Source organism: Microcoleus sp. Pol12A5 (genome assembly GCF_036701435.1).
Classification (GTDB): domain Bacteria; phylum Cyanobacteriota; class Cyanobacteriia; order Cyanobacteriales; family Microcoleaceae; genus Microcoleus.
This window is the reverse complement of the sequence record NZ_JAUBQU010000062.1, coordinates 25,571-37,276: the sequence shown is the minus strand read 5'-3', so window position 1 is coordinate 37,276 and position 11,706 is coordinate 25,571. Positions and strand designations below refer to the sequence as shown.

General features: G+C 48.5%; 6 protein-coding genes and 1 pseudogene. 5 read left to right on the top strand and 2 right to left on the bottom strand.

The genetic code is table 11. The features are described 5' to 3' along the window. Both QUA45_RS17320 and QUA45_RS17315 read left to right on the top strand, forming a co-directional pair. Positions 1-371, top strand: a pseudogene (locus tag QUA45_RS17320) (hypothetical protein); the annotation flags it as partial. Between the two features lie 75 nt (positions 372-446). Beyond that, a complete protein-coding gene (locus QUA45_RS17315; protein ID WP_333099231.1) occupies positions 447-713 on the top strand; it encodes a hypothetical protein in 267 nt (88 codons plus the stop codon). Positions 714-785: 72 nt separating this feature from the next. Here the strand turns inward: QUA45_RS17315 and QUA45_RS17310 are convergent, their stop codons facing one another. Then, on the bottom strand, positions 786-5,933 hold the full coding sequence (locus tag QUA45_RS17310; RefSeq protein WP_333221684.1) for a CHAT domain-containing protein: 5,148 nt from the start codon (positions 5,931-5,933) through the stop codon (positions 786-788). A gap of 205 nt (positions 5,934-6,138) precedes the next feature. On the opposite strand from QUA45_RS17310, the gene coaE reads away from it, so the two are divergent. Both coaE and patX read left to right on the top strand, forming a co-directional pair. Next, positions 6,139-6,870 (top strand): dephospho-CoA kinase, encoded by a 732-nt coding sequence (gene coaE, locus QUA45_RS17305; RefSeq protein WP_333099229.1) that lies wholly within the window; start codon positions 6,139-6,141, stop codon positions 6,868-6,870. A gap of 815 nt (positions 6,871-7,685) precedes the next feature. After that, positions 7,686-7,889 (top strand): heterocyst-inhibiting protein PatX, encoded by a 204-nt coding sequence (gene patX / locus QUA45_RS17300; RefSeq protein ID WP_333099227.1) that lies wholly within the window; start codon positions 7,686-7,688, stop codon positions 7,887-7,889. Positions 7,890-8,196: 307 nt separating this feature from the next. On the opposite strand, the gene QUA45_RS17295 is transcribed toward patX, so the two are convergent. Next, entirely contained in the window at positions 8,197-9,603 is a 1,407-nt protein-coding gene (locus tag QUA45_RS17295) for a TldD/PmbA family protein (protein ID WP_333099225.1), read from the bottom strand. A gap of 402 nt (positions 9,604-10,005) precedes the next feature. Here QUA45_RS17295 and QUA45_RS17290 point away from each other — a divergent pair, with 402 nt between their 5' ends. Then, on the top strand, positions 10,006-11,622 hold the full coding sequence (locus QUA45_RS17290) for a HAMP domain-containing sensor histidine kinase (RefSeq protein ID WP_333221683.1): 1,617 nt from the start codon (positions 10,006-10,008) through the stop codon (positions 11,620-11,622). Positions 11,623-11,706 lie beyond the last annotated feature (84 nt).

Here is an 11,706-nt window from a genome sequence, read left to right as displayed (position 1 = left end):
TTCTTGCACCCTTCCACCTTTTTAGGATAACACAACTCATACAGTGTTTACTTTTGCAACTGCTTCAGCAAACCCTAATTAGAGTTCAAACAATTCACGCTAACAATGTCACATTAGAAGAATTAAAAACGCTTTTTGACCTGCAACTTGTCACAGACGACCAGTTTTTTAGAGAATGGCAAGACGAGATGCCCGAAATCACCGACTTTCAAAAACGACAGCTAAATCTGATTAAAGCTGGTTACTGCAACTTGCTAGAGTATCCGCCAATGCTGGAAAACAACATTAGTTTGTCGAGCGCCTATCCGCTGTTATTTGTCGGCGAGTTTTATCTGCATCCTTTCTACATTAAACCCAAAAAATCAGTTTAAATTTCCGAAGAAGATGAAGGCGTTATCATCCAAGGTAGCCTAGATACTTTACTTTTAAAAGAGCAGTTGTGGCTGGTGGTAATAGAATCCAAGCGAGTTTCATTTTCGATTGAAGCCGGCTTGGCGAAAATCTTAGCTTATATGCTGGCAAATCCCAACCCGGACAAACCTGGTTACGGCATGATTGCTACAGGCGGCAGTTTCATCTTTGTAAAATTAGTGAAAGGAGAATCACCTGGATATAGCACATCTGATTTATTTGGAATTAGCAATCGCACCAATAATTTACATGATGCACTCCGCATCCTCAAACGCTTGAGTCAAATAGCAGCTAGCAATTAGTTATGAGTCATTAGTTATTGGTTATTGGAACCAACAAATAACAAATAACCAAGAACAAGTAACCCGTAAGAATTACCACGGCGAACCGATCATTGTAAAAGCAGCCCAATAATAAGGATGCGACAAATTTCGATCGCCCCTAGCGGTCAACTCCGACGGTAAAGGCAGAGCTTGATTTTTGCCCGATCGCACCAAATAACCATCTTGCAAACGCACTTCTCCCCGCAGCATAGCCAACTGCGCTTGCCGCAAAGCCTCAGCCTTAATCGGCGTTGTACGCAACTGCTGGTAAAACTCAGTCATCAGCCCCAAAGTACCGACATCGCTGACATACCACAAACTCGCCAAAGCCGATTTTACCCCCGCGTGTATCGCCAACCCCGCAAACCCCAACTCAGCTTGTTCGTCTCCCACCGCCGTAGTACACGCACTCAAAACCAACAACTCCACCTGCGGGTTAGATAACTTCAACTGATCCAACTGATTCAACCGCAACTTAGTATCCCAAAACTGAATGTAAGAATTTTCCGCCCCCCCAGGCTGAAAATCACCGTGAGTAGCTAAATGAATAATTTTGTATTGCGGTTGATTGCGCTTCTGCTTCAAATTTGCCAAAGTAAAAGCTTCATTGAGAAAAGACGAACCCGGCCAAATCTTGCCCACAATTGTCGATAGTTCCAACGGCACCGCAGGCAAAGGATTTTGATCGTATTTGGCCGGAAAATTCGACGCACCCATCGCTAAAACTTCAGAACCCTTAACACCGGCATAGCGAGTATCAGTTAAACTCAAACTCGGAATCAGCCCCAGACTGTACTTTTCTACTAAAAACTGCTTGCCGTCGTAAAGAGCAGCCAAAGGCAAAGTTCGCAAACCTGAATCCATCGAAAACACCAAGGTGTCAATCTTGTTAGCCTCCAAGTCCGCTTGCAGCGGTGCAATTAACCACTGGTAAAGTTCCTCGGCAGGTTGCTTGTAGTCAGCAGCATTCAATCTCCTGGGAGTTCTGATAGCATTAGTGAATTCTTTAGCAACTTGCAGCACTGTCTGGCGGCTTGCAGGCACGCTTTTAAAAACACTTTTGCCGTCTGGCAATAACAACACAAGTTCTAAATGTTTGTCTTTTGCCCACACGTAAAGAATGGCGGGTTTAACCCCAGTCAACCGATTGACGCTACTGAGAGTATCTCGAATACTTTGCTGCGTGACTGACTTTTCAGTGAGATTGCCCCCAAAGTAACGTTCAAATTCCCGGCCCTGAGTTCTATCCCTTTGCTGCACTGCGTCGATCGGACTTATTTGCGCGATCGAACTCGCTCTAGAAATCTCAGGAACTCTTACATTCCCGATACTTTGTGTACTCACCGCACTCGCAGGCTTCTGTGAAGTTGTTGCCACGCTGGCGTTTTCTGTCGTCGCAGGCGTACCCAAATTGTCTTTTAACACCGACGGCGACAGCAGTACCGGGCCGCTAGCAGGCTCGTTCTGCCGCGCCTCAAAAGAGGTAGCAGCAGGCTCTGACGAGACATTTGCGTTACTGCTCTTTGGCACCGACGCTGCCGTGCCTAAAGTCACTTGAGTCACAATTTGTTGAGAATTGTCTGTAGTTTGCAGTTCCACGCTGGTAGTGGGTGCCGGACTCGGCACGATCGCCAGCGGCCCAATAGTAGTTGAGGAGGTGGCAGTGTTCGACTTCGAGTTTCCCGTCCCAAAAGTCGCCGCCGTGCAGGTTCCCGACGGGCAAGTGCTTTGCAGCAGCGTCTGTGAACCCGATTGAGCCAGGCCGTCTGTAGAAATGCTGACCTCGGCGCGCTCAGTAGCAGTTCCTGTTCCCGGAGTCCGAAACGCTCCCCCAGCCTCGATTGCCACATCGCCGCCCGTATTGCCACGAGCTTTGATCGAAACAACTTCAACATCTTTCTGCCCGATAATTTGGCTCGAACCGGCACTTCCCGATTGCGAACTCGAGTTGATCACCCCTGTAACGATCCGGCCCGGCGCCGCAATCGAAATATCTCCCCCGCTTCTGACACCAAAAGCATCGATGTTGCCGGTTTCTACCGCACCGGCGCTGCGAATGTTGATAGGGCCCGCCACCCCGGAAGTTGAGCGAGATGAAACCGTACCCGCAGTCAACTTGCCTTGACTGCTAGTGATGTTAATCCCCGCCGTCGAGGTAACGTCTCCGACGGCTACAGTACCGCCCATCAGAGAGATCGTGGCGTTATCAGCGCCGACGATCGCACCCGTCCCCACGATCGCGCCTGCGCCATTGGGCGATCGAATAGTCGTCGGATCTTGAAATGTCACGGCCGCTGGCGTTGAATTTGCCGTTGAATTTGGCGTTCCAGAAGCAATCGATATCACACCGCTACCGTCAGCGCGCCCGATCGCGATCGAAGCAAACCCATTCCGAAAAGTGTTCAATTCAGCAGCAGTCAAGTTCAGAGCTTCTGTATCGCCAGAACCTTGAATTATAATATTTTGACTGGGATCGGCCGGTTGCAACACCAGATTGCCGTTGCTGGCGATCGAATTTTTGTCACCTGTCAAGTCAATTTCGTTGCCCGTCAGGGTAATATCTCCCCCTGTTTGGGCGCCACCAGCTTCGATCGCCCCCGCAGTGACTCCATTGCGCCCCGTCAGCGTTACCTTCCCCGCGCGATCGCCCCTCGTGTCGATCGCCCCGGCAGTCACCGTTCCCTGTGCGGTAACACTAACATCTCCCGCCGAATTGCCTGTATCTTCGGAAGAATTGACAGAAGTGTTGATGGTGCGGGAAGTTCCAGTAAGTAGCCGACCGGTTGTGACATTGCCTGCGGTGCTGACGATGCGAATTTCCTGATTTTTGGTAGTGATATTTCCGGTTCTGATATTGCCATCAGCTTTGAGAGTAATTGAGGCATTGTCGGCCGCGGTCAAGGAATTTGTGGTAGTGATTGTTCCCAAACCCGCTGGCGACTGAATAATTAGCGGATCGTAAAATGTGAAATCGTTGGCAATCAGAATGGAACCGATACCGTTGCTGCGGCCGATCGTAATTCCAGCAAACCCATTTTCCAAACTTCCGAGGTCGCTTGCCGTCAGATTCAAATAAATATTAGTACCGACATCTCCAGAACCGCCGATCGCAATATTTTGACCGGGACTCCAAGGTTGCAGTACCAAAAAGCCAGTACCGCTGACTGAATTTTTGTCGCCTTTAAAATTAATTTCATCGCCCGTCAAAGTAATGTTTCCCGACCCCCCTGCGACGAAGCTCACTCCCAGAACATTCCGAGCCGTCACATTTACATTTCCCGTCGCTTCCGGGCCGCTGGCATCAAGTTTTTGGGCCGTTACATTCAGGCCTTCGAGTACAATATTCCCGCTGCTGCCGCTGCTGGGATTGGATGAAGAAATGTTGTTTGCAACAGTCGAACCCGGACTAATCAAACTAATATTTCCCCCGTTACTCGACAAATCGCCCGCAGTAATTTGATTTCCCGAAATGGCGATCGCACCGCCAGCCGTGCTAATTGTATCTCCAGAATTCATCGAAAAAGCACCTGCGCCACTGCGATCGGCATCTGCTCTTAATGTTACCGAACCAGTAGTTGCTTGAAAGCTTAACTGATTGTCTGCCAAATCAGCAATTGTAATATCGTTGAGCGCTTCGAGAACCACATTTGAAGTCGCCGACATACTTTCTAAAGCTGTAGCCGAAATTGTCAGCGAAGGCTCAGAATTGTTTTCCTGTCCTGCTAGCGTTCCTGTTGCCAAAATATTATTTTTGGCAATGATTTCCGCATCGCCCGCACCTTCTGGGGAATCTGTAATTAAAATATTTTCCGGATCTAACAGCAAAGTCCCCAAACCGTTTGTCCCAGAAGTATCGACTTTACCGTTAAAAATTAATCTTTGCTTGCCCGACACTTCCACAAACCCCCCAACACCTGCGGTTCCCGTTGCAGAAAAGCCATTTGCCCTGATGCTGCCCAAAAATGCTGTTGTGTTGTCAGCCCAGACAAAAACACTCCCGCCGTTGCCTGATTCAGTTGCGTTGGCGGCGATAGAACTTTTGGCATCCACGTAAGTCATCCTGGCATTCGGCACAGTTCCCTCGCCTCGGTAATCTCCCCCGATCCGCACCGTTCCGCCGCCGTCGGGCCCGGAAGCCTCAATCTTCGCTCCCAACAGCCCTACCTTGTCGCCCAACACGTTGACGCTTCCTCCCGCGCCCCCCGTAGCAGACACGTCCGCAGATCCCGCTACCAGCGCAGTTCCAGGACCTCCTGGCACTGTTGGGCCGCCTGTGAGCACAACTTCACCTCGAGCGTTCGTAGTTATACCCGTAGCGTGAGCCACGCCGGGGCCCGAAAGCAGCCCTGGTAAACTCTGGGGAGAGAAGGGAACCGCTTCGGAACCCGACACTCCGGCTGCTGGAGAAACTTCTAAACTCAGCAAAAGTCCGTTTTGACTCAACCGCACCAGATTTTCGCCCGGAACAGCCGCCACAGTAATTTGACCGCCTGGGGCTGAAAGTTGCCCTGTACTGATTACCGTACCGCCCAGCAAAGTCAAATTTTGCCCGGTTCCGACAGCCAAGTTACCTGCATTGACAATACTTCCGGGCTGTGGCCCAAAAACAAAAGCATTCGGTGTTCCGACTAGGGCAGCGTAGTCGTTCGCCCCTGTACCGTTGAACCAACGGTCGTCAAAACCGATACCGCTAGCGGTGGTAGCCAAAAAAGACCCGGACACATCGAGTCGGGCATTTGCTCCGAAGATAATGCCTGCGGGATTCATCAGCAACAAGTTAGAATTGCCGCCAGTAACTTGAATTAGACCGTTAATTAAGGAAGCGTCCCCACCGACAACGCGGCCGAGGATATTTTTAACGCTTGGGTTGGAGATGAAATTGGCAGTTTCACCAGAATTCAGACCGAACCGAGTAAAACTGTGGAACAAATTTGCTCCGTCTCTGGAGGGAGTGCCACCTTTAATATCGTAGCGAGGAGACGACCCTGTACCTGGGACGGTGACAGCGGTTCCGGTGCCGTCTGGGGCTGGAGTAATAGATTGTGCCGCAGCAATTTGAGATTGGGGATAAATTGCCACGACTACCCATCCGCTGCTGTTTTCTTTGAGGAAAACCAGGTTGGGTAAAAAATCTACTATCAAAAATCCAGCAAGGGGAATTGCTGCCAGAATCGACCGCACAGCACGTTGAGCATTCATAAGTTTGCCTCGGTCTAGACCTTAATTCGAGTTTAAAATTGAGATTTTAGGTAAAAAAGAGCCGATCGCACCCCAATGCTGACACTTCCTAACGCGAACTCTCGATCGCAAATCTTAAATTTTAAGTCTAAATTTGATTGTGTCACCAACATAGCAAAGACTGACAGTAAGTGTCGAAACACAGGAAGTTTAAACAGAGAAAATTATGAGCGATCGAATTGTCCGTCTGATTGGTTTAACTGGGGGCATCGCCACCGGTAAAACCGCTATATCTAATTATCTGAGAGATGCCTGTGGATTTCCGATTTTAGATGCCGATATTTACGCCCGCGAAGCTGTGAACCCCGGTTCGCCAATACTTGACTCTATTGTAAAACGATACGGCGCGAGTATTTTGCTCCCGGACGGCAATTTAAATCGGCCAGAGTTGGGAAGTATTATTTTTTCTAACGCAGACGAGCGGCAGTGGTTGGAACAACAGATTCACCCTTACGTGCGCCGCCGATTAGTTGAGGAAACTCAAAGCTGCATTGCTGCATCGAGTTTGGTATCCCAAGACACACAGGATTTAGGTACAAAGACTCAAGAAACCGGGTTTTTTCACCACAAGCTAGAACCGAGTATTGTTGAAAAAAAAACAGGTTTCTGTGCCAAGGCTGACACGTTGACTTTGGTTTTGGTAGTGCCGCTGCTGTTTGAAGCTAACATGACTGACTTGTGTACTGAAATTTGGGTAGTGTACTGTTCACCCGAAGTGCAGTTAGAACGACTAATGCAGCGAGACGGCTTGAGTTACGATCGAGCTAATGCCCGCATTAATGCCCAGTTACCGCTGGCTCAAAAGTGTCAACAAGCTGATGTTATTTTGGACAACTCGTCAACCCTCGACTCGCTATTCCCGCAGGTAGATGTGCAAGTCAGTCGCTGTGAGATTTGATATTTGAGATTGACTCCGCGATATCAGTTTTAAAACTAGGTTTTTTTTACTCCCTGCGCGCCAGTTCGATTTGAGAGTTGAGATTTGAGATTGACTCCACGATTTTGTGAACGGGCTTTTTTCCCCAACCCCTTTCGACTCCTCCTTCGGAGTGGCGCGTAAGCGCTTTTGTCACAAAGCAAGATCGGAAAAGATGGGAAAAGATCGGAAAAAATAAAAGGTTCACAATTTATTTAAAAATACAATATCAACCATTTATGAAGTAAATGTGAACATTAGGCATTGCCCGCTTTAAGGAATCTCATTCACCAAGATATGTATATGTAACGTGCGGATGGCGCGCCTTGGTACTCTCCTGTGGTTTCTTTAATCCCCGGGTTGCCGCTTCACCTCAATAAATTATGCAGTTAATCATAAAAGTAGTAAAACTTTACAATTGGCGGTTTTTGTTTCCTTGTTGGAAGAGCGTTTCCAGAGGATTCCAGGGGTGATAGAATTTTAGATTTTAGATTTTAGATTTTAGATTGGGGAATAATTTATAACTACCAGGGTTGGGAAGACGGGCATAGAAGAGTAGCATGATTTTTTTGAACATAATCTTGAATTATGCTGGTTGCCCGCAAATAGCAGAGAACTAGAAATTATCAGTGAAAAAGCGAGCTAGATGATGGATTTCACCGGCTTTTAACCAAAAGTCAAAAAAATTGCAAGTGCCCTTACTTACTAATTGATGATTTCACCGCAATTATTTTTTTATCCTGATAGCAGAGTACAGACTGCGTATCAAGAAGGGGAAAATACAAACACCAAAATTTATGATGCGCGTTTACTCTTCCATCCTGATGTCAAGCCTGTTACTGAGTGCTGGCGCAGTTAATACTCAAAGCTTAGAAACTCGATCGACCTTTTTTGCTCAAGACAACTCTGCTCCCGAAATTTTAACCACTCTAGCTGGCACTCCGACCTTTGACGCAGATAACGGTAAAGATGAGCCACCACAACGAGGAACCGGGAGATAAAGCCGAAAAAAGCGATAATTGCAGAGAATTAGGGGGAGAATGGGAGAATATAAAATTGGGAGAATAAGAGAAAAATTGAAGATTTCGATTTATTAATTCGGGACTTAGGTACTGCGTACCAAAAAACCGATTTTTCAGCGGTATTTGACGACTCAAAGCATAATTGTTCGCTATTCCGGTTGTTTCGCCAAGCATCCTCAAAATATCAGACACCACAAACGGGCGCGAAATGTTGAACTTAAAAAATAAAGGTAAAGCGCGAGTAGGAATCTGGCGCTTTACCTTTATTTTTTAAACTTTTGCAGCTTTAATCCTCTGCCGCAGCTTCACCACCAACAACGACATCGCGAATCCGCAAACTCGGGCCGCCACAGCCGACGGGCAAACCGCTTTGTCCTGCCTTGCCACAGCCGCCGGATTCATCCCAGTAGAAATCGTCGCCGATCGCCTCAATATCGGCTAAAGTGCTGAAAACATTACCCGAAAGAGTAACATCCCGCACCGGATTGTCTAGTTTTCCGTCGCGGATCATCCAAGCTTCGCCGGCACTGAAAGTAAACATTTCGCCGTTAGTCATGCCACCTTGCCAATTGCGCGCGTAAACTCCTTCTTTGATACCAGAAAATAAGTCAGCAACTGGCGTGTCACCGCGTTCGATCCAAGTATTCGTCATGCGGACGATCGGCGGATAATGATAATTCAAACAGCGAGCATTGCCAGTAGGCGTTTCTCCCAACTTGCCAGCAGTTTCCCGCGAGTGCAGCCGCCCGACTAAAGCGCCGTCTTTAATTAACTGAGTAGTAGTCGCGGGAGTGCCTTCATCGTCGTAGAAATAGCTGCCACGGTGTCCCTCTGGCGCTGCACCGTCGAAAATTTGCAAGTTTTTGGGGCCGAACTGGCGGCCGAGGGTCATAATTTCCAAGATGTCGGGATTTTCGTAGGCCATGTCCGCTTCGGAAAGGTGTCCGAAGGCTTCGTGGACGAACAATCCGGTCAAAATTGGGTCGATGACGACGGTGTAGGTGTTGCCTTGGACGGGGGGTAAAGCTAGGGAATCTACGGCTCTCTGGGCGGCGCTGCGAACTTGAACATCAAGCTCGGTTAAGTCTTCGTAAGCTTTGCGGGAACCCGTGGTTTCGCGGCCGGTTTGTACGGTTTCCCCGCTGCGGGCTGTGGCCGCAAAGCGCATTTCCATGTCTGCCCAACCTTGTTCGAGCATGGTGCCTTCTGAGGTGGCGAGGATCATCCGCTGGGTGCTGTCGCCGTAGCGCACGGAGATGGTGGCGATGCGGGGGTCAATGCTGCGGAGAATTGCCGCGTAGCGATCGCACAATTGTTTTTTGTCAATTAGGGGAACCAGACGGGGGTCTGTTCCTGTCAGCGGCAGCAAGCAAATGTCTTGTATTGGGGTGACAGGCGCCAGAATCGTTTCTTCTTCCCCGATCAGTTTGGCCGCGGCGATGGCTTCTTCGATTCTTTCGGCGAGGGTGGAAAGTCGGTTAAAACTGGCAAAGCCCCAGCCGCCTTTGTGACAAGCTCTGACTTGGCCGCCAATTGAGACTCCTTCGCTGAGGGTTTCAATTTTTTCGCCCCGCAGCAGGATGTCGGTGCCTTCGGCTTCTTCCAGTCGAATTGCCAGATAATCGACTTGGTGACGGTAGCGTGCCATTAAGTCTGACAGCAGATTTTTCGAGTCGGCGATCGAGGTGGGCATAAGGAAAGCGCGGTGTTTAACTTACTTCATTTTGCACTTTTGTCAGGGCGATCGTCCAAAATACCGCCGCAAGCGCGGAGATTGCGACTTATTGGTACGGTTCTGCCAATATCGTTAGTTGACAAATGTGGATATCCTGTGGGTTAGGAGGAAGGCGCAAGAAATTATGCGGGATTTTTAGATCGTGCTGGTGCTTGACCCAGCCCAAAAACGGATACCGTGCCACGTACTCCTGTCGTGGAAAGATAAAAATTTTAGACCCTAGTTCAACCTCCCAGATTTATCTGTGGGGTAAATCTAAAATCTAAAATCTAAAATCTAAAATCGACTGACTCCTAACTCCTGAACTCTCCTATACATAAATACTTCACCCTTCATGCCTCCGAAGGTGGGTTTATAACTGTGAATACTTACTTTTTACCGACAATAAGCGAAATTTTAGCCTCCGAAGGCCAAGAAAATGACCTGAGTCTCTTTGATGCTAAGTTGGCGGGAGAAAAGAACCGCCATCGGTGTCCTGCCAGCCGTGGGGCTTCTCGGCTGAAAGCTGAACAGGAATGGTACGGGGCGATCGCAGCTTTGAATCAAATGCTCGATCGGCAAAAATCAGGACAAAAAGCAGATGCCGATCGAGCAAATTGTCGATCGACAATTCCCAATGCCTGTCAGGGATTGGTTTTGTCGGGCCCGTCTTCGGTTTTGACTGACCCGGCTTTGGCCAATGGCTTTGCCAATTGGATTTTTACCAGTATTCCCGACAACGATGCAGCTTTGTGGTCTTTTCGGGCCAGACAAACTTTAGCTTTAATGCCGGCGACTGATGTGCAAACATCAGTGCCTGCAGCGGCCCCGGCTTTGGCTTTGGCAAGTGGCGATCCTTTGGCGCACGAGCAGTTTTGTTTGGTTTTAACTGCTAGTTTTAGCCTGGTGATGGTTTTGGGTGAAAATTCTGCGGGAATTCCGGCTTTTCTATTTTCTTTCGATCCGCAAGTAGTCGCCAAAGCTTGGGAAGTTTTGCGGCGCAGGGTGACAGAAAGCGAATGTTTGCTTGCCAATTCTGACGGTAGCTTCAATTTATCAGTTAGCCAATTAACTAATAATTCTACTAAATTAGACGCGCTTTTCCAGCAGTTTTTGCCTTTGGAGCCAAATTATCAAATAGTGATGCAGTTCAGCCGCTTGCTGTTGCATAATTTGCCGATTGGGAAAGAGGAAGGAAGCAGGATAAAGGATGAAAGAATTGATGATGGTTTGAATCCGAGGCATAAAAAGTTATCGGCTACAGATATCAACTGCAAATCTCCAATTCCTCTGGCTACTAAAGAGGTGGAATTGCTACAGGCGATCGCCCATGAAGTCCGCACCCCTTTGGCTACTATCCGCACGCTGACTCGATTGTTGCTGAAACGTCCCAAGCTCGATCCTGTTGTGGTCAAGCGTTTGGAAATGATTGATGCTGAGTGTACCTCTCAGATCGATCGCTTCGGTTTAATTTTCCGTGCCGTGGAATTGGAAATGTCGCAAGCTAAAAATTCTGGCGTGCAGCTAACAGCCATGTCTCTCGGTGAAGTGCTACAAAATAGCATTCCCCGCTGGCAAAAACAGGCCGCTGTGCGAAACCACACTTTGGAAGTTATTGTGCCGAAAAAGTTGCCTGCGGTAGTCAGCGATCCGACGATGTTGGATCAGGTTTTAACTAATTTGATTGAGAATTTTACTCGAACTTTGCCCTCCGGTAGTCGCATTCAGGTGGAGGTGACATTGGCGGGCGATCAGTTAAAGTTGCAGTTGGAATCGGAACACTTACCTGAAGATAATGGCGCATCGACTTTTGCAGCTAAGGCGAATGGTCCTTTGCGCTCGATCGGGCCTTTGTTGATGGTGCAGCCGGAGACGGGAAGTTTGAGTTTAAATTTGAGCGTGACTAAGAATTTATTTCGGGCTGCTGGCGGGAAGTTGGTAATTCGCCAGCGGCCCCAAAAGGGCGAGGTGATGACGGTATTTTTGCCGCTGCAATAGTCAGTTGCCAGTTGTTGGTTGTCCTATCAATTCCGGTTGCATCGGAATGATTTAACCGCAGAGAACGCAGACAACGCAGAGGAA